The sequence below is a fragment of the Gammaproteobacteria bacterium genome, assembly GCA_034522055.1.
Lineage (GTDB): Bacteria > Pseudomonadota > Gammaproteobacteria > JAABTG01 > JAABTG01 > JAABTG01.
Genome location: JAXHLS010000002.1, coordinates 2345211 through 2362926, shown reverse-complemented (window position 1 = coordinate 2362926; position 17716 = coordinate 2345211). Strand labels below are relative to the sequence as shown.

General features: G+C 66.6%; 18 protein-coding genes. 8 read left to right on the top strand and 10 right to left on the bottom strand.

What is annotated here, in order from left to right:
* Position 1: 1 nt before the first annotated feature.
* Positions 2-1195, bottom strand: coding sequence for a glycine betaine/L-proline ABC transporter ATP-binding protein ProV (gene proV / locus U5S82_11535; GenBank protein ID MDZ7752275.1), 1194 nt, complete (start codon positions 1193-1195; stop codon positions 2-4).
* Between the two features lie 163 nt (positions 1196-1358).
* On the opposite strand from proV, the gene recQ reads away from it, so the two are divergent.
* Positions 1359-3227, top strand: coding sequence for a DNA helicase RecQ (gene recQ, locus U5S82_11530; protein MDZ7752274.1), 1869 nt, complete (start codon positions 1359-1361; stop codon positions 3225-3227).
* Positions 3228-3284: 57 nt separating this feature from the next.
* Here the strand turns inward: recQ and tyrS are convergent, their stop codons facing one another.
* Entirely contained in the window at positions 3285-4493 is a 1209-nt protein-coding gene (gene tyrS / locus U5S82_11525) for a tyrosine--tRNA ligase (protein MDZ7752273.1), read from the bottom strand.
* A 226-nt stretch (positions 4494-4719) separates the two neighbouring features.
* Here tyrS and U5S82_11520 point away from each other — a divergent pair, with 226 nt between their 5' ends.
* Positions 4720-6504 carry a peptidoglycan DD-metalloendopeptidase family protein gene (locus U5S82_11520; GenBank protein ID MDZ7752272.1) on the top strand — a complete coding sequence of 595 codons (1785 nt, stop codon included), beginning with the start codon at positions 4720-4722 and terminating at the stop codon, positions 6502-6504.
* Positions 6505-6561: 57 nt separating this feature from the next.
* Positions 6562-7716, top strand: a complete 1155-nt coding sequence (locus U5S82_11515; protein ID MDZ7752271.1) for an anhydro-N-acetylmuramic acid kinase — start codon at positions 6562-6564, stop codon at positions 7714-7716.
* A gap of 77 nt (positions 7717-7793) precedes the next feature.
* Here the strand turns inward: U5S82_11515 and erpA are convergent, their stop codons facing one another.
* The 4 genes from erpA to argC form a co-directional block, all read right to left on the bottom strand.
* On the bottom strand, positions 7794-8147 hold the full coding sequence (gene erpA / locus U5S82_11510) for an iron-sulfur cluster insertion protein ErpA (protein MDZ7752270.1): 354 nt from the start codon (positions 8145-8147) through the stop codon (positions 7794-7796).
* Between the two features lie 78 nt (positions 8148-8225).
* Complete coding sequence (locus tag U5S82_11505) at positions 8226-8657, bottom strand: polymer-forming cytoskeletal protein (protein ID MDZ7752269.1); 432 nt, start codon at positions 8655-8657, stop codon at positions 8226-8228.
* On the bottom strand, positions 8654-9391 hold the full coding sequence (locus U5S82_11500) for a DUF6776 family protein (GenBank protein MDZ7752268.1): 738 nt from the start codon (positions 9389-9391) through the stop codon (positions 8654-8656). The genes U5S82_11505 and U5S82_11500 overlap by 4 nt, the downstream gene beginning before the upstream one ends.
* A 9-nt stretch (positions 9392-9400) precedes the next feature.
* The gene (gene argC, locus U5S82_11495; GenBank protein ID MDZ7752267.1) at positions 9401-10432 is read right to left on the bottom strand and encodes an N-acetyl-gamma-glutamyl-phosphate reductase; all 1032 of its coding nucleotides are present in this window, start codon (positions 10430-10432) and stop codon (positions 9401-9403) included.
* A gap of 368 nt (positions 10433-10800) precedes the next feature.
* On the opposite strand from argC, the gene U5S82_11490 reads away from it, so the two are divergent.
* Complete coding sequence (locus U5S82_11490; protein ID MDZ7752266.1) at positions 10801-11331, top strand: TlpA disulfide reductase family protein; 531 nt, start codon at positions 10801-10803, stop codon at positions 11329-11331.
* Positions 11332-11447: 116 nt separating this feature from the next.
* Positions 11448-11732 carry an oxidative damage protection protein gene (locus tag U5S82_11485; protein MDZ7752265.1) on the top strand — a complete coding sequence of 95 codons (285 nt, stop codon included), beginning with the start codon at positions 11448-11450 and terminating at the stop codon, positions 11730-11732.
* On the opposite strand, the gene U5S82_11480 is transcribed toward U5S82_11485, so the two are convergent.
* The 3 genes from U5S82_11480 to U5S82_11470 form a co-directional block, all read right to left on the bottom strand.
* Positions 11722-12978: an ATP-grasp domain-containing protein gene (locus tag U5S82_11480; GenBank protein ID MDZ7752264.1), complete on the bottom strand. Its 1257-nt coding sequence runs from the start codon at positions 12976-12978 to the stop codon at positions 11722-11724. The genes U5S82_11485 and U5S82_11480 overlap by 11 nt on opposite strands.
* A 95-nt stretch (positions 12979-13073) precedes the next feature.
* Positions 13074-13469 (bottom strand): iron-sulfur cluster assembly accessory protein, encoded by a 396-nt coding sequence (locus U5S82_11475; GenBank protein ID MDZ7752263.1) that lies wholly within the window; start codon positions 13467-13469, stop codon positions 13074-13076.
* A gap of 100 nt (positions 13470-13569) precedes the next feature.
* The gene (locus U5S82_11470) at positions 13570-13734 is read right to left on the bottom strand and encodes a rubredoxin (protein MDZ7752262.1); all 165 of its coding nucleotides are present in this window, start codon (positions 13732-13734) and stop codon (positions 13570-13572) included.
* A 267-nt stretch (positions 13735-14001) separates the two neighbouring features.
* On the opposite strand from U5S82_11470, the gene U5S82_11465 reads away from it, so the two are divergent.
* The 3 genes from U5S82_11465 to hemL are packed head-to-tail and all read left to right on the top strand — an operon-like array spanning position 14002 to position 16726.
* The gene (locus U5S82_11465) at positions 14002-14772 is read left to right on the top strand and encodes a hydroxymethylpyrimidine/phosphomethylpyrimidine kinase (protein ID MDZ7752261.1); all 771 of its coding nucleotides are present in this window, start codon (positions 14002-14004) and stop codon (positions 14770-14772) included.
* On the top strand, positions 14769-15425 hold the full coding sequence (thiE, locus tag U5S82_11460) for a thiamine phosphate synthase (protein MDZ7752260.1): 657 nt from the start codon (positions 14769-14771) through the stop codon (positions 15423-15425). The genes U5S82_11465 and thiE overlap by 4 nt, the downstream gene beginning before the upstream one ends.
* A 20-nt stretch (positions 15426-15445) precedes the next feature.
* Positions 15446-16726, top strand: a complete 1281-nt coding sequence (hemL, locus tag U5S82_11455) for a glutamate-1-semialdehyde 2,1-aminomutase (GenBank protein ID MDZ7752259.1) — start codon at positions 15446-15448, stop codon at positions 16724-16726.
* A 43-nt stretch (positions 16727-16769) separates the two neighbouring features.
* On the opposite strand, the gene U5S82_11450 is transcribed toward hemL, so the two are convergent.
* Positions 16770-17618, bottom strand: coding sequence for an FHA domain-containing protein (locus U5S82_11450; protein ID MDZ7752258.1), 849 nt, complete (start codon positions 17616-17618; stop codon positions 16770-16772).
* Positions 17619-17716 lie beyond the last annotated feature (98 nt).

Below are 17716 nucleotides of genomic sequence, written 5' to 3'. Positions count from 1 at the left end.
TTCAGCCCGCCTTGTCGAGGGTCTGGAGCAGCACGGTCTTGGTGACGATGCCGACATAGCGCCCGCCCTTCTCCACCACCGGCACCGGATATTCGCTGGCGGCCACTAGGCTCAGGACCTCGCTCAGGTCCATATCATCGGGCGCCGCCTCGATGCCCTTAAGGAAGGCATCGTCCCAGCGGGTATCGCCGGGGCCGTCCACCGCCTTGGACAGGCTGTTGATGCTCACCATGCCGCGGTAGCGGCCGTCTCCGTCCACCACCACGGCCACGTTGCGGTTGCGGTCCTTGAGCTGGGCCAGGGCCGCCCGCACGTTGACCCCGGGGCGTTCGAACACCATGAGCCCGCGCTTTTCGGCGATCTCCGAGGCCTTGAACACCTTGCTGACGTCCACCCCGTAGAAGAAGGAGCGCACGTATTCGTTGGCGGGGTTGGTGACGATCTCCTCGGGCGTGCCGATCTGCACGATGGCGCCGCCCTCCATGATGGCGATGCGGTCACCGATGCGGATGGCCTCGTCGAGGTCGTGGGAGATGAACACCACGGTGTGGGCCTCGTGCTGCTGCAGGCGCACCAGTTCGTCCTGCATCTCCGTCCTGATGAGGGGGTCGAGGGCCGAGAAGGCCTCGTCCATCAGCAGGATGGGGGCCTCGGTGGCCAGCGCCCGGGCGAGACCCACCCGTTGTTTCATGCCGCCCGAGAGCTCATCGGGCCGGCTGTCCGCCATGGCCGCCAGCCCCACGGTCTCCAGGGCCTTGAGGGCCCGTGCGCGCCGATCACCGGCCGCCATACCGCCGACCTCGAGACCGAAGGCGGTGTTCTCCGCCACCGTCTTGTGGGGCATGAGGGCAAAGGACTGGAACACCATGCTCATCTGGTGGCGCCGCATGTCGATGAGTTCCTGCTTGCTCATGCGGGTGATGTCCGTGCCGTCCACCAGCACCCGCCCGGCCGTGGGCTCGATGAGCCGGTTCAGCATCCGCACCAGGGTGGACTTGCCCGACCCGGACAGGCCCATGACGACGAACACCTCGCCGTCCCGAATGGCGAAGCTGGCATCCTGCACCCCCACGGTGTTGCGGGTCTGGTCGAATATCTCGTCCTTGGACAACCCCTGCTCCAGCAAGGTCAGGGCCTGCCCCGGATCGGGCCCGAAGATCTTGTACAGGCCCTCGATGACCAATTTGTCAGTCAAACCGGATTTCCCCCGACTTTATTGTCCCGATCTTATTGTTTATCGGCCTCATGCTAACGCTTCGAGTTCAAATAGTTATGTATCTACATTATCTTTTCCCATGTGGCTTAGCAATCTCAGAGGCGCTCGGACAACACCGTGGCCAGGCGTTACAATCATGCGGATGAAACCAGCGGAGCCATCCCTTCCCGGAGACGACGCCCTCCACCGTATCCTGCGGGATGTCTTCGGCTTCGAGACCTTCAGGCCCGGGCAACTCGATATCTGCCGCGACGTGGCCGCCGGCCGCGATGCCTTCGTCCTCATGCCCACGGGGGGCGGCAAGTCCCTGTGCTACCAGATCCCGGCGCTGCACCGCCCGGGGGTGGCCATCGTGGTCTCCCCCCTCATCTCCCTCATGAAGGACCAGGTGGACGCCCTGGCGGCCAACGGCGTGGCTGCCGCCTTCTTCAACTCCAGCCTCGAGGCCGAGGATGCGCGAGAGGTGCTGGCGGCGCTGCACGGCGGCGACCTGGACCTGCTCTACGTGAGTCCCGAGCGGCTGTTGAACGGCAGCTTCCTGGATCGGCTGGCCGGCCTGCCCGTCGCCCTGTTCGCCATCGACGAGGCCCACTGTGTCTCCCAGTGGGGCCACGATTTCCGGCCCGAATACCAGGCCCTCGGCAGCCTGCGACAGCATTTTCCGGAGATCCCCCTGGTGGCCCTGACCGCCACCGCCGACGGCCAGACCCGGGACGACATCGTCCGTGTCCTGCAACTGGAGCAGGCCGGCCACCATGTCAGCGGCTTCGATCGCCCCAATATCCGTTACACCGTGCGGGAGAAGGCGCGGCCCCTGGAGCAGATGACGGCCTTCGTCGAGGAACGCCGCGGCCAGGCCGGCATCATCTACGCCCTGTCCCGCAAACGCGTCGAGGAGCTGACGGCCCACCTGCAACACCGCGGGATCCGGGCCGAGTCCTATCACGCCGGGCTAACCCGGGAGCACCGGCGCGGCGTCCAGGAAGCCTTCCTGCGGGACCAACTGGAGGTGGTGGTGGCCACCGTGGCCTTCGGCATGGGCATCGACAAGCCCAACGTGCGTTTCGTCATGCACTACGACCTGCCGCGGCATATCGAGGGTTTCTACCAGGAAACGGGCCGTGCCGGGCGGGACGGCCTGCCGGCCGAGGCCCTACTGCTGTACGGGCTGCAGGACGTGGTCACGGCCCGGCGCCTCATCGGCAACAACGGTAACCCGGACCAGCTGCGCATCGAGAGCCGCAAGCTCGATGCCATGGTGGCCCTGGCGGAGGCCGACACCTGCCGGCGGCGGGTGATGCTCAACTACTTCGGCGAGGCCCGCACCGCGGACTGCGGCAACTGCGACGTCTGCCTGGACCCACCGGAGCGCGTCGACGCCACGGAGGATGCCCGCAGACTGCTGTCCTGCGTGTACCGCGTGGGCCAGCGTTTCGGTGCCCGCCACGTGGTGGACGTGCTGCGGGGGGCCGACAACGAGCGGGTGCACAAATTCGGTCACGACCGCCTGTCCACCTACGGCATCGGCCGCCACCGGGATGCGCGGGAATGGAACGGCATGGTGCGGCAACTGATCCACCACGGTTATCTCTACCAGGACATGGCGGCCTTCAACGCCCTGCGTCTGACCCCGGCGGCCCGCCCCCTGCTGCGGGGCGAGCTGCGCATCGAGCTGGCCAAGCCCCGCCCCCAGGCGGCATCGCGGCAACGCCGGCCCCGTCCCGAAGGCGATGTCGGGCCCTATGACCAGACCCTGTTCGAGCGCCTGCGGGAAGTGCGCAAGACCCTGGCGGAGCGCCAGAACGTGCCCCCTTACATCGTCTTCGGCGACAACACCCTGATGCAGATGGCGCGCCACAAACCCCTCGACGAGACGGGATTGCTGGCCATCAGCGGCGTCGGCCAGTTCAAGCTGGAGAGTTACGGCAGGGCCTTCCTGGACGTCATCGCCGACCACTGCATGGAAAGTACCACGCAGCGCCGGACCGCGGAGCCGGACGGGGTCTCGTGACCATGGACTCGCAACCCGACGGCAAGGCCGCACGGGACTCATGCGGCCGCAGCCGATTCAGGCGTTCACGGTGACCCGGGCGAAGCGGCGCTTGCCCACCTGGAACACCGCCGTGGTCCCCGCCGCCACCTGTCGTTTGGGATCCGCCAGGCGCTCGCCGTCGATGCGCACGGCCCCCTGCTTCACCATGCGGATGGCGTCCGAGGTGCTGGAGGTCAGGCCAGCATCCTTCAACAGGTTGGCCACCGCCAGGCCATCGGGGCCGGCCTCCAGGGTCACCTCGGCCATGTCCTCCGGCAGCGCGCCCTGGGTGAATCGCCGCTCGAAGTCCTCGCGGGCGGCCCTGGCCGCGGCGGCATCGTGGAAGCGGCTGATGAGTTCCATGGCCAGCTGCACCTTGTAGGTGCGCGGGTTCTCCTCCCCCGCCTCCGCGCGGGCCCGCATGGCCTGGATGTCCGCCAGGGAGCAGTCCAGGGACAGCAGCTCATAGTACCGCCACATGAGCCCATCCGAGACCGACATCACCTTGCCGAACATCTCCCGTGGGTCCTCGGCGATGGCGATGTAGTTGTTCAGGGATTTGGACATCTTCTGCACCCCGTCCAGGCCCTCGAGGATGGGCAGGGTGATGGCCACCTGGGGCTCCTGGCCGTAGATCTCCTGGAGGTGACGCCCCATGAGCAGATTGAACTTCTGATCCGTGCCCCCCAACTCCACGTCGGCCTTCATGACCACGGAGTCGTAGCCCTGCACCAGGGGGTACAGGAACTCGTGAACGGCAATGGATTGACCGCTGTGGTAACGCTTGTTGAAATCGTCCCGCTCCAGCATGCGCGCCACGTTGTACTGGGCGGCCAGTTGCACCAGTTCCGCCGCCGACATCTTGCCCATCCACGTGGAGTTGAACATCACCGTGGTGCGTTTGGGGTCCAGGATCTTGAATATCTGCTCCTCGTAGGTGCGGGCGTTGGCCATGACCTGGTCCCGGGTGAGGGGCTGGCGGGTGACATTCTTACCGGTGGGGTCGCCGATCATGCCGGTAAAATCACCGATCAGGAAGAGAACGTCATGACCGAGGTCCTGGAACTGCCGGAGCTTGTTGACCAGCACCGTATGTCCCAGGTGGAGATCGGGCGCGGTGGGATCGAAGCCCGCTTTGACTCGCAGGGGCTTGCCGCGGGCCAACTTGGTCTCGAGGAGTGCCTCCGGCAATACCTCGTCCGTACCCCGCCGGATCAGTGCCAAGTCCTCGTTTGTGGATGTCATGTATGCTGTCGGGAACGCGCAGGAAATCAGGGGAAGAAAGCCTATCACAGGGGTCGATTCAGCCCTAGAAAAAACCTGTCATCGCATTGACTGGGGCGTTTTAAGCGACTATCTTTCGCGAAACAAAACACAAACTGTATCAATGAATTATCATAAATACGTCAAGAACGACTACAACGTCATGGGGAGAAAAAAGAGGGGCTCGACGGGTCACCGGATTATTATCGTGACAGGCGTCGTCACCATCGCCCTCGGCCTCAGCGCCTTCGGTTATCTGGGTGATCCCGGGAGCAGCACCGGGAGTAGTCGTGGCGCCGGCACCCCACCGGCGTACGACGGGACCGCCGCTGCGCCGGCCGGCGATCGCCACACGGCGAACACCATCGTGGCCGCCGTGGATGCGCCCCCCGTCCCCGCACCCCTCGTCGCATCGGCATACCCGGATGGGGAGGCTTCATCCGCGGCAACGGGCACGGCCTCGGTCGACGCGGTCACGGCCCCACCCGACATCACCGAACTCACCGCCACCGTCGCCCCGGGCGACTCCCTTGCGCGCATCTTTAGGCGCCTGGAGATACCGGCCGCCGAGTTGGTGGCCCTGGTACGGGAAGGGAATGCCAAGGACCGTCTGTCCCGAATGAAGCCCGGACAGGAACTGTCCTTGCAGATAACCGGAGACGACCGCCTGCAGCGGCTGGCTTGGCGACAGGCCGCCGACGCGACACTGGTGGCCACGCGCACCCCTGAAGGCTTCTCTTTCGAGGAGTTCCGAGGAGAGCAAACGCCCCACGACACCACGATCGACGCCGCTGCCCTGAGGCCGGGGACCCGTTCACCCGCGGCAACGACCCCGCAGGGGCAGGCGCGGGCCATGGACGCACCCGCCAACGAGGAACCCCCCGTTAAGGCCCTGGACGCCAAGGTGAAACGCGGGGATTCCCTGGCCCTCATCTTCCGCCGCCTCGGCGTACCGCCGGCGGAACTGGCCGGCCTGGTGAGGGATCGCAGCAACCGGGAGCGCCTGTCGCGGATCCAGCCCGGACAGGCGATCACCCTGGAGGTGGACGACGCCAACAGCCTCCAGCGGCTGGTGTGGCAACAGGACCGCATAACCACCCTGGTAGCCGAGCGGAAGCCCCGGGGTTTCTCCATCCGGGTGGAGGAAATGGAGGTATCCACGCGCCGTGTGGCCGCCTCCGGGAACATCAGCAGTTCCCTGTTCGAGGCGGGCATCGCCGCCGGTCTGGCGGACCGCACCATCATGGAGATGGCCGAGATCCTGGGCTGGGACATCGACTTCGCCCAGGATCTGCGGGAGGGTGACCGCTTCACCGTCCTCTACGAGGAACACTTCGACGACCAGGGTGAGAAAATCAAGGACGGCGACATCCTGGCCCTGGAGTTCGTCAACCGCGGCCGCACCGTCAGTGCCCTGCGGTTCACCAAGCCCTCCGGTGAGACCGACTACTATTCGCCCGACGGCCACAGCATGCGTAAGGCGTTCCGGCGCATGCCGGTGCGTTTCGGCCGTGTGAGTTCGCGTTTCACCACCGCCCGCTGGCACCCCGTGCTGCACCGTTTCCGGGCCCACAAGGGGGTGGATTATGCGGCCTCGCGGGGTACGCCCATCCTGGCGACCGGCGACGGCAAGGTGATATTGCGCGGCACCAAGGGCGGCTATGGCAAGACCATCGTCATCAAGCACGGCGAACGCTACACCACGCTCTATGCCCACATGTCGGGATACGGCAAGAAGACGGGAGCGGGAAGCCGCGTGAGACAGGGCCAGGTCATCGGTTACGTGGGCAGCAGCGGGCTCGCCACCGGGCCCCATGTCCACTATGAGTTCCGGGTCGCCGGCGTGCATCGGGACCCCCTCAAGGTGGAACTGCCCAAGGCACTGCCCCTGGAACGGCGGCACATGGCCGACTTCCAGGAGAAAACCGCGCCCCTTCTCGCCCACCTGGAGCGCCTGCGCCGGACTCGACTGGCCCTCAACGACGGCGAGTAGGGCGTTCCCTCCGCCGCTCGTGGCATCCCCGGGCCGCGCTTCCTCCATCCCGACCTGATGGCCCGCTACATCGGCCTCATCTCCGGCACCAGCATGGACGGTATCGATGCCGCCCTGGTAAGCATGACCGGGGATGGTGGCGTGAGTTTCGACCACGGCCTGACATGGCCCCTCCCCGAAGCCTTGCAGCGAGAACTCCACGCCCTGTGCCAGCCGGGCGGGGCCGACGAACTGCGGCGCATGATGGGCCTGGACCATGCCCTCGGCGAGGCCTTCGCCGCGGCCGCGGAGGCCATTCTGCGCGACACCGGTGTGCCGGCCCGGGCCATCACCGCCGTGGGCAGCCACGGCCAGACCCTGCGCCATTACCCGGAGGCCGGGATCCACAGCACTCTGCAGGTGGGTGACCCGAACATCATCGCGGAACGCACCGGCATCACCACGGTGGCGGACTTCCGCCGCCGCGATATGGCGGCCGGTGGCGAGGGCGCACCCCTGGCCCCCGCCTTTCATCAGTTCTTCCTCGGCCGCGGCCCCGTGCGCCGCGCCGTGCTCAATCTCGGGGGGATCGCCAACCTCACCCTGCTGGATGCGCCAGGCGGACTCATGGGCTTCGATTGCGGTCCCGCCAACACCCTCCTCGACCTCTGGACCCGGCGCCACCTGGCGGAGCCCCTGGACCGGGGCGGCCGCTGGGCGGCGACGGGCAGGGCGATCCCCGAGTGCCTGGAGGTCCTGCTGGCGGATCCCTACCTCGAAAGGCTCCCGCCGAAGAGCACGGGGCGTGAATACTTCAACCTGGAATGGCTGGAGACGCGCCTGGGTGAGGCTTTACACCGCCATGGGGCCGCGGACATCCAGGCCACCCTGGTGGCCCTCACGGCGGAGTCGGTGGCCCGGGCCCTGAAGCGATGGGCGCAGGCGGTGGAGCAGGTGCTGGTGTGTGGCGGCGGGGTACACAACCCGGTATTGATGAAGGCCCTCGAAGAGGCCTTGCCGGATTGCCGGGTGGCGTCCACGGCGCAGGTCGGCCTGGACCCGGATTACGTCGAGGCGGCGGCCTTCGCCTGGCTCGCCCACCGCACCCTGACGGGGGAGCCGGGCAATGTGCCAGGGGTCACCGGGGCTCGCCATGCGGTGGTGCTGGGGACCGTCTATCCCGGCGGGGTCGCCGCGCCGAGACCGAACGGACAATCATCCCCAGGGAGTTGATGCCGGCGGCCCGGACAGCGGCCTCCGCCCATGAGGCGATGGCTCTGCGCGGCCGGGGTGCTGCTGCGGGAGGTCCGTCAGATGGCGAAGGAAGACCCGCAGCCGCAGGTGGTGCTGGCGTTGGGGTTGCGCACGACGAACTGGGCCCCCTGGAGGTCTTCCTTGTAATCGAGTTCGGCGCCCTCCAGATACTGGGCGCTCATGGGGTCCACGATGAACTTGACTCCACACTTTTCCACCACGCTGTCACCATCCTGGATGGTCTCGTCGAAGCTGAAACCATACTGGAATCCGGAACAACCGCCGCCCTGGACATAGACGCGCAACATGAGGGCAGTATTGCCTTCGTCGTCTATCAACTGCTTGACCTTGGTGGCCGCGCTGTCGGAGATACTGAGGGCATCGGAGGTTTCCATGATCGTCGCGTTCATTCTATCGAGGCTCCCAAGTGGTCATTGCCAAAGTTGTCATTTGGGTAAGTTGACATTCCCGCCTGTCGTAATCAAGTATCACTCTTCGGGGGATAGCTCGGCATCGGCGTGGCTCAAGACCGGTGGTGGCGCCGTATCACCCTGGGACCGCACCAGGTTGCCGTTCACCTCGGCGCCCATGGCCATCTCGATGAGATTGTAATAGACGTTCCCTGTGACCTTGGCATTGGACGCCAGTTCAATATGCTCGGCGGCATGGACATCGCCGAGGACACCCCCATCCAGAATGATGTTGGGTACCCGCACTTCGCCCTCGATGATGCCGGTCTTGCTTACCGTCAGCAGGGCCCCGGTATGGTCATCGGCGAGCACGCTGCCGCGCACGGAGCCATCGATGTGCAGACGCACCGCACCGCTGAAACGGATGTCCCCGAAGACCTCGGTGTTCCTGCCCACCAGGGTATCGGTATCGGCCTTGGGGGCCTTGTGTTTCCTGTTACGTCCAATCACCGTTGCTCTCTCTGTACGCTGTCCACCACCGTGGACCACTGATAGCTTTGTTCGACGTGGATACTGTCCTTGTCGCCGGCCCTCACCGACACCTCCACCTGCTCGGCCTCGAAGCCGGCTGGCAGCAGGATCCTGCCATCCAGCTGCTTGAAGTGTTTGAGCTTGAATTCACGGTGCCCATCCGCTCCCAGATCCCCGGCATCGATGGTGTGGCGTTCGCCCTCCAGCATCCCCGTGATGCGCAAAGCCACGGCACCCTGCACCACATTATCACCTTTACCCATGTGCGTTAACACGACGCGATAGCCGTAGGCGCCGTCTCCTCCAGCCGGCCGGAACCGAAGACCGTGCACTCCCAGGGTCTCCGTCTCCAAAGAGCGCTTGAAGAGCCCGCGATAGAACTGGACCTCGTCGCGCAATTCCGCGATACGCCTGCCCTGGGCCGCCAGGTCGGCCTCCACCGCCCGGTAGGCCTCGCCCTTGACCTGGATCCGACGTTGCAGGATGGCCACCTCCGCCGCCAGCCTGTCATTGTCCGCCGACAGTTCATCCACGTGCCGGGCCAGGTCGCGCCGTTCCGTGGTGGATTGGGCCAGGGCGCCGAGAGTGTCACCCAGCTCCCGCCAATAGAGGGCCGCCGCCGCCGTGAGGACCAACACCAACACCATCATGAACCGTAGCGCGGTGCGCCAGGGGCGATGGTCCTTGATGGCCAGACGGTCGAATCTCGCCACGGACGTACCCTACGGCAGCAGGCCCGGGGCCCGCAGCCCCGTGGCCTCGAGCAGACCGAGCATGATGTTCATGTTCTGGATGGCCTGGGAGGCCGCCCCCTTGGCCAGATTGTCGATGACGGACAACACCACCACGGTATCACCATCCTGGGGCCGATGGACCGCCAGGCGACACATATTGGTCCCGCGCACGCTGCGCGTCTCGGGGTGGGCCCCGGCCGGCAACACGTCGACGAAGGGCTCGTCACGGTAGCGGGCCTCGAAGAGCCCCTGGAGGTCCGTGTCAGGCGCGACGAGCCGCCCGTACAGGGTGGCATGGATGCCGCGGATCATGGGTACGAGATGGGGCACGAAGGTCAGGCCCACCGCGCCGCCCGCCATGGCGGCGAGTCCTTGGCGGATCTCCGGCAGATGCCGATGGCCGGGAACGCCGTAGGCCTTGAAGGACTCACCCGTCTCGCACAACAGGAGCGGCACGCTGGCGGCACGGCCTGCGCCGCTGGCCCCGGACTTGGCGTCGGCCACCAGGCTCCCGTTATCCACCACGCCCGCCTCAATCAACGGCATGAACCCCAGAAGGACCGCCGTCGGATAACAACCGGGGTTGGCCACCAGCCGGGCCCCCCGGATGGCGGCGCGGTTCGCCTCGGGCAGGCCATACACGGCCTCCTCAAGCAGTTCGGGCGCCCCGTGGTCCATGCCATACCAGTGACGCCACGCGGCGGCGTCCCGGAGGCGGAAATCCGCCGCCAGATCGATGACCCGGGTCCCGGCCTCCAGCAAGGTTCGGGTCATGGTCATGGCGGTGCCATTGGGGGTGGCGAAGAACACCACATCACAGCCCGCCAGGGCTGCCTCGTCCGGGGCGCTGAACGCCAGATCGGTGTAACCCCGCAGGTTGGGAAACACCTCCGCAACCGCCTTGCCGGCCTCGCCGCGGGAGGTGATGACGCGCAACCGCACCTCCGGGTGTTGCACCAGAAACCTCAGCAACTCGGCACCGGTATACCCCGTGCCCCCTACGATCCCCACTTCGATCATGCGCTTCGCCACCCCCGTCTCGCGACACCTCGACCGGGCCTCACCCTGAACCACCCGTGCCTCAGGGTCCCGCCACGGCCGGTATGAGATATCGGCAGAAAATAAAAAAGCGGCCGCGGCCGCTTCGGATACACCGATTACGCGCTTAATTCATAATCGGTCAACTCATCGGGCTGGTAAACTAAGCACTTCCGCATAAGCTGTCAACTCTATGATTTAACGGCAGAAGCATGGGTCAGTCCGGGATGTCGGGCGATCGGCCGCGCGCGTGCGACGCGTCCGGCTGGCCGGCTGGAGTCCGACCTAACAGCCGTGCCCATCTGCGCGCGCGTGCGATCGGCCCATGTTTCCGCGTAGCATGCCGTCCCGTGTCTACCACTAGCCCCTATTCCCTGCGTCCACGACGGCGGCGACCGTGGATCTTCCCCGTCCTGATGCTGGCGCTCGTGCTGGCCCTCGCCACCTGGAATCTGCTTTCCCCCCCGGCCACGGCGCCCCGGGACGTCGTGTTCCAGCTCATCGACGGGCGGCGCCTCGCCCTGGAAGAAATGCGCGGGCGGCCGGTGCTGGTGAGCTTCTGGTCCACCACCTGCCCGGCCTGCCTGCGGGAGATCCCCCATCTCAAGGCCCTCTATCGAAAGGCCGCTCCCCGGGGGCTGGTGATGGTGGCGGTGGCGATGCCCTACGACCCTCCCAGCGAGGTGCTGGCCCTGGTGGCCGACCGGGAACTGCCCTATGACGTGGCCCTGGATGTCCAGGGCCGGGTACTCCACGCCTTCGGCCATGTCCCCGGTACACCCACCCATTTCCTCATCGACGGTGACGGCGGGATCGCGCTCCACCACGTGGGCACCCTGGACACCCGGCGGGTGCTCGACCTCGTGACCGAAGGTGGGTAAAAGTCCCGCCATGTCATCGGGATATGGGCCCGTCTCCCGTGTTAATATGCCACGCCATACGACCTCGTCGGCTGTTGGTCCGACGAGCGGGACACAGAAAAAACGGGAAACACTTCATGACGAGAACGGTGCACTGCGTGGTCCTCAAGCGGGAAGCGGATGGCCTGGACGCCCCGCCCCATCCGGGCGAACTGGGAGAGCGTATCTATGAGAACGTCTCCAGGGAAGGCTGGCAGCAATGGCTCGATCGCCTCACCACCATCATCAACGAGAACGGGCTGAACACCGCTGACCCCGGCACCATCGAGATCATCGAACGCCACATGGTCGGTTTCTTCTTCAATGAAGGAGAGGGTGGCGGCCCGCCCTCCGGCTTCCAGGCCCCCGGCGCTAAGAAATAGTCTCCACGGGCTGACGGCCCAGCACCGGGCTGACCACCACCTTGAGTTCCCGGTGGGCCGCCCGTAGGGCCTCCTCGGCGGCCGCCGGCGTCGGCGCCCGGGCGAAAATGAAGCCGAGATAGCTCGAACCTTCGGGTAGCGGCACCAGTTCATACCCCTCCCGCACGCTGATCTCCAGTTCCTCGATGCAGGGCACCCGCAATGCCGCGCTCACCCCCTCGACGCGACGCAGGATGCCGTGTCCGGGGATGGGGATCATGAGGACTCCGGCACCACCCTCCAGGGCCACGGGTGCCACCTCCCTGCCCATGGCGGCCCGCAACACCAGTTCCTCCAGGCTGTGCCCCGTCCCCAGGCTAAGGAGCCGCGCGCACTGGCCACCGATGGTGCGGGCCGCGAGCTCCAGGATCCACGAATCGTCCCCTTTCACCCTCAGCTCCGCGTGGACGGGCCCCTGGCGCAGCCCATAGGCCGCGCAGGCCGCGGCCACATGGGCGACCAGGCGTGACTGGATTGACGCCGGCAAGCGCGACGGCGTGATGTAGTAGGTCTCCTCGAAAAACGGCCCCTCCAGGGGATCAGGCTTATCGAACAGCACCAGGGGTACCAGGCGTCCATCCACCAGCAGGCCCTCGAAGGCCACCTCCCGCCCCGGCAGGTAGTCCTCCACCAACACCCAATCCCGTTCCTCGCCTGATGCGGCGTGGCGCAGGATGGTCTGGATGCGGGCGCAGGCCGTGCCCATGTCCGCCGCGTCGTCCACCCGCATGACCCCGCGACTGCCGGACAGGGCCAGGGGTTTGACCACGCAGGGAAAGGACAGGCCCTCCAGTTGAGGGGCCAGGGGGCTATCCAGGTGGAGCCGCCTGAAGCGGGGTACCGGCAGGCCGGCGCGGCCCAGGGCCTGGCGGGCGAGATCCTTGCGCCGCGACGTCTGTACGCTGCGCAGGCTGTTGTGGGGCAGCCCCAGTTCGGGGGCCACCCGCGCCGCGGCCTCTACGGTGCCGTCGTCGGTGGCCACCACCATGCGCGGGCCGTGGGGTGCCGCGGCCGCGGCCAGCCGCAGCGGCCAGTCGGGTTCATCGGGGTCGTAATGGATGCCGGTGAAAGCGGCCTGGATGAGAGGGTGATGCCCCTGGGAAGCCACCACCACCCCCAGACCCAGGCGCCCGGCGGCACGCAGATAGGCGGGCAGGCGATAACTGGTGGGCGGCGTTACGAGAAGGACGCCGCCTGCTTTCGACATGGGTACGAGACAGTCAGGGGGCGGGCGGGTGCCCGCCCCCGAGGATCAGGACCCGGTAGGAGATACCGGGGTGGGAGGCCGGGTGGCGAATGGCCTCAGCCGCAACCACCGCCGGTGGAGCCACAAGCCTTGCAGGAGCCGCTGCCGCCGGTGGCCTGGAAGACATTGTTGAACACGAAGCTGGCGCCCATGGGGCGGTCCACGAAGTCTATCTCCACACCCTGCAGGTAGTTGATGGCCACCGAGTCCACGTACAACCTGAAGCCCTGGTCATCCTCGAGCACGCAGTCGTAGGGGCTGCGCCGATCGGTGAAGGTCATGCCGTAGGTCATGCCACCGCAGCCGCCACCGGAGACGAACACCCGCACCGCCTCCACGGCGTCATCATCGACCTGGTCGAGGAGCCTGCGCATCTGTTCCAGGGCCGGCGGGGTCAGTTTGATCTGCTGATCGGTCACTCTGTTGTCGAAGGCAACTGCGGTCTCGCTCATAATCTTCACCTCTAAGCCATAGGCCTGTGGAATTGTAGGGAAAAGATGGCAGCTTCGCCAGCCACTTTCAACCATCGGCCGCTATGGGTTTTACCGCCTGTCATTCCGGCATGATCTCGAAGTCATCGCGCCGCGCGCCGCAGTCGGGGCAGGTCCAGTTGAGGGGCAGATCGTCGAAGGCCGTGCCGGGGGGGATCCCCTCCTCCGGCAAGCCTTCGGCCTCGTCGTAAACGAAGCCGCATATCACGCACATATATTTGGCCATGGTTCCGTAAGGGACGCTCGAGTGGTACGGGAAGAATAACGCGATGCGGCGCGCGCTTGAACGGGCCGGTGTTAACTCTCATGGCGATACGCGCCGCCAAGATGATGAAAGAGGAGCGCGTATCGCCATGTTCGTGCCCTCACCCCATCCCTCTCCCAGAGGGAGAGGGGGAGTTCGTGCTTCGCGACTTTCACGTAAACTATTCCCATCATGTCTCAATCCCGTTCCGACAATCCGGCTCCTACTGACAATCCGATAGTCGTCACCATGTCCGGCCTGGACCCCACGGGCGGCGCGGGCATCCAGGCGGATATCGAGGCCATCGCCAGTATGGGTTGCCACGCCGCCCCCCTGGTGACCGCCCTCACCGTCCAGGACACCCGTGGCGCGCAGGCCTGCTATGCGGTCGACGCCCTGCAGTTCATCGAGCAGGCCCGCCACCTGCTCGCCGACCTGGACATGGCCGCCTGCAAGATCGGGCTGTTGCCCGACACCGCCCTGGTGGAGGCGGTGGCGGGGATCCTCGCCGACCACCCGAATGTGCCGGTGATCCTGGACCCGGTGCTGGCATCCGGGCGCGGCGACAGCCTGGTGGACGACGAGGTGCCGGACGCCATACGGGCCCTTCTATTGCCCCGCACCACCGTGGCCACGCCCAACACCGCCGAGGCCTTCGTCCTCGCGCGCCATGCCGACACTCCCGAGGCGGCGGCTCATGAGATGATGGACCTGGGTGCCGAGTACGTGCTCATCACCGGCGGCGACATGGCAGGCACCCGGATCGCGAACCGGCTCTTCGGACACCGGCGGGAGATCGATACCTTCCACTGGGAGCGTCTCCCCCACGGCTACCATGGCTCCGGCTGCACCCTGGCCGGCGCCATCGCCGGGCTCGCCGCCCATGGCCGGGAATTGACCTCCGCCATACATCATGCCCAGGAATATACTTGGCAGGCCCTGCGCCACGGCTACCGCATCGGCCACGGCCAGCATGTGCCCAACCGCCTGTTCTGGGCGGCCCACGGGCGGGCCGAATGACCGGGCCCAGGCCCATGCCCCACCGCGGTCTCTATGCCATTAGCGGTGACGGCCTCGCCGGCGAGACCCTCATGGAGCGCTGCGAGGCCGTCCTCGCCGGCGGCGCCGTCATGCTGCAGTATCGCGACAAGGACTCTCCCTCGGCCCGCCGGCGGGCCGATGCCGAGGGCCTGCTGCGACTGACGCGGCGTCACGGCGTGCCCCTCGTGATCAACGACGACCTGGAGCTAGCCGCTACCATCGGCGCGGACGGGGTGCATCTGGGGCAGGAGGACGTGGACATCACCACGGCGCGCCGTGCCCTGGGCCCGCGGGGCATCATCGGCGTGTCCTGTTACGATCGACCCGACGCGGCCGTGGCGGCCCAGGAGGCCGGCGCGGACTATGTGGCCTTCGGGCGCTTCTTCCCTTCGTCCTCGAAGCCCGGTGCATCCGGCGCCCCCATCGAGGTGCTGAGCCGGGCCCGCCCGCGCCTGCGGATACCCGTGGTTGCCATCGGCGGGATCCGTGAGGAAAATGGCGCCGCGCTGCTGGCGGCCGGGGCCGATCTGCTGGCGGTCATCGGCGCCCTGTTCGAGGCGCCGGATCCCCGCCGTGCGGCAACGGGTTTTCAACGGCTCTTCGAGCAGCCATCCCACCCACCCGGCAACTGAACCCAGCGCAGAGGTCACCCATGTCCCAGTCCCATGAATTGTTCGAGCAGGCACGGCGCTACATCCCGGGCGGCGTCAATTCCCCGGTGCGGGCGTTCAAGGGCGTGGGCGGGGATCCCGTGTTCTTCAAGCGGGCCGAAGGCCCCTACCTGGTGGACGAGGACGACAAGCGTTACGTGGACTACGTGGGCTCATGGGGACCCATGGTACTGGGCCACGCCCATCCGGAGGTGGTGCGGGTGGTCCAGGAGGCGGCCGCCCGGGGGTTGAGCTTCGGCGCCCCCACGGTGGTGGAGACGCTCATGGCCGCCAAGGTGTGCGAGCTGGTGCCCTCCATGGCCCAGGTACGCATGGTCAACTCCGGCACCGAGGCCACCATGAGCGCCATCCGGCTGGCCCGCGGCTTCACCGGACGGGACGCCATCGTCAAGTTCGAGGGCTGCTACCACGGCCACGGTGACTCGCTGCTGGTGAAGGCGGGTTCGGGGGCGCTGACCATGGGCGTCCCCACGTCTCCCGGGGTACCGGCGGATCTGGCCCGGCATACCCTCACCGTCACCTACAACGACCTGGATACCGTGACCGACCTGTTCCGGCGCATGGGGAACGAAATCGCCACCGTCATCGTGGAGCCGGTGGCGGGCAACATGAACTGCGTGCTGCCCGATCCCGGCTTCCTGAAGGGTCTGCGCGGACTGTGTGACGAGTACGGCAGCCTGCTGATATTCGACGAGGTGATGAGCGGTTTCCGGGTCTCCCTGGGCGGCGCCCAGGGGGTCTTCGGCATCACCCCCGACCTCACCACCCTGGGCAAGGTCATCGGCGGCGGCATGCCCGTGGGGGCCTTTGGCGGGCGGGCCGACGTCATGTCCCGGTTGTCGCCGGACGGCCCCGTCTACCAGGCGGGGACCCTGTCGGGCAATCCAGTGGCCATGGCGGCCGGCCTCAAGACTCTGGAGCTCATCTCCGCGCCCGGCTTCTTCGAGGACCTGTCCATCAAGGCCGACCGTCTCACCACCGGGCTGCGCGCGGCAGCGGCGGATGCGGGGATACCCTTCACCACCAATCAGGCGGGGGGCATGTTCGGGCTGTTCTTCTCCGAGGAGCCGCGCATCACCCGCTTCGACCAGGTGACCGCCTGCGATATGGAGCGCTTCAAGCGCTTCTTCCACGGCATGCTGGACCGCGGCATCTACCTCGCCCCGTCCGCCTTCGAGGCCGGCTTCATATCCGCCGCCCACAACGACGACACCCTCGATACCACTTTGGCCGCGGCGGCGGAGGTCTTCAAGACCCTCTGAAGGGTGGCGCGGATCGTCGGTTAGGAACCGAGCGGGCGAGCCTTCAGCCGGCACTCTGCTTGGGCACGAAGGTACCCAGATGGGACACGTCCATGAGGGTGAGTGCGGACTGCCCATCCCAGTCAATCACCAAGTGTTTGCGGGACACCTCGCGCAGGTTCGGGTCCAGGACCACGTCGCAATCACGGCTGCGACCGACGCTGTGGCTGCCGGACGGAAGTTGGTAGGCGGCGCCGTTCTCGTCCGTCAGGTTCAGAACCTCCGCCGTCCGGCTCATGCGGAACGAATGACCCGCCATCACCAGGGTCATCTCCTCACCTTCGGAAATATGTAGCGGATAGGCCTCCCGCGGCGGCAGGCGGCGATAGACGTCGGAGGCCATGGCACCGAGATCCCGCGCGGGCCGATCGAAGGCACTGGTCTCGCGTCTGGCCACATCGTGCAGGGTGGCCATGAAGGGGGAGACGTCGGTCCTGCTCTCCGTCTCCATCACGGCCCGCCGTTCGAGAATGAACTCCAGAAGCCGGCGCCGAAAGTGGAGATACTCGATGTATTTCTCCAGGGCCACGACGAGGAAGGGCAGGCCATCCGGTTGCCGCAGCGCCTCCCTGGCGAGGATGTCGCGCCAACCATGGTCCCGCGACACAATGCGCAGATCGAGTCTGGAAAAGGCCTCCAGCCCCTGCTCCGGATCCCGCCGGAGCGTCAGCAGTATGGCCTCGAAACGGCCATCGACATCGTCGAGGACGGCGAGTTGTTGCTGCAGCTCCAGGGCAGAGCTGTCCACGAACTCGGCGATGCGGGCGGAGGGTACCTTCACCAGGGAGGCGAGGTGCGAACCGAAGCGCTTGACCTCGGAGCCGCCGTCTTCTTCATGCCCCTGATTCACCATGGTCGACCCATGCCTCACCTTGTCCAATCCTGCCCGCGCAACGGTTAGCGGCGGCACCCCCGACCCTTCGAGGCCGGTGCAGTCAAAGTGTGCGACGG

What these genes read in the sequence shown, in the direction of transcription:
- recQ (MDZ7752274.1), top strand. Translation starts at nt 1,359, where the DNA reads ATGAAACCAGCGGAGCCATCCCTTCCCGGAGACGACGCCCTCCACCGT.
- tyrS (MDZ7752273.1), bottom strand. Translation starts at nt 4,493, where the DNA reads ATGACATCCACAAACGAGGACTTGGCACTGATCCGGCGGGGTACGGAC.
- U5S82_11515 (MDZ7752271.1), top strand. Translation starts at nt 6,562, where the DNA reads ATGGCCCGCTACATCGGCCTCATCTCCGGCACCAGCATGGACGGTATC.
- erpA (MDZ7752270.1), bottom strand. Translation starts at nt 8,147, where the DNA reads ATGAACGCGACGATCATGGAAACCTCCGATGCCCTCAGTATCTCCGAC.
- argC (MDZ7752267.1), bottom strand. Translation starts at nt 10,432, where the DNA reads ATGATCGAAGTGGGGATCGTAGGGGGCACGGGGTATACCGGTGCCGAG.
- U5S82_11485 (MDZ7752265.1), top strand. Translation starts at nt 11,448, where the DNA reads ATGACGAGAACGGTGCACTGCGTGGTCCTCAAGCGGGAAGCGGATGGC.
- U5S82_11480 (MDZ7752264.1), bottom strand. Translation starts at nt 12,978, where the DNA reads ATGTCGAAAGCAGGCGGCGTCCTTCTCGTAACGCCGCCCACCAGTTAT.
- U5S82_11475 (MDZ7752263.1), bottom strand. Translation starts at nt 13,469, where the DNA reads ATGAGCGAGACCGCAGTTGCCTTCGACAACAGAGTGACCGATCAGCAG.
- U5S82_11470 (MDZ7752262.1), bottom strand. Translation starts at nt 13,734, where the DNA reads ATGGCCAAATATATGTGCGTGATATGCGGCTTCGTTTACGACGAGGCC.
- U5S82_11465 (MDZ7752261.1), top strand. Translation starts at nt 14,002, where the DNA reads ATGTCCGGCCTGGACCCCACGGGCGGCGCGGGCATCCAGGCGGATATC.
- thiE (MDZ7752260.1), top strand. Translation starts at nt 14,769, where the DNA reads ATGACCGGGCCCAGGCCCATGCCCCACCGCGGTCTCTATGCCATTAGC.
- hemL (MDZ7752259.1), top strand. Translation starts at nt 15,446, where the DNA reads ATGTCCCAGTCCCATGAATTGTTCGAGCAGGCACGGCGCTACATCCCG.
- U5S82_11450 (MDZ7752258.1), bottom strand. Translation starts at nt 17,618, where the DNA reads ATGGTGAATCAGGGGCATGAAGAAGACGGCGGCTCCGAGGTCAAGCGC.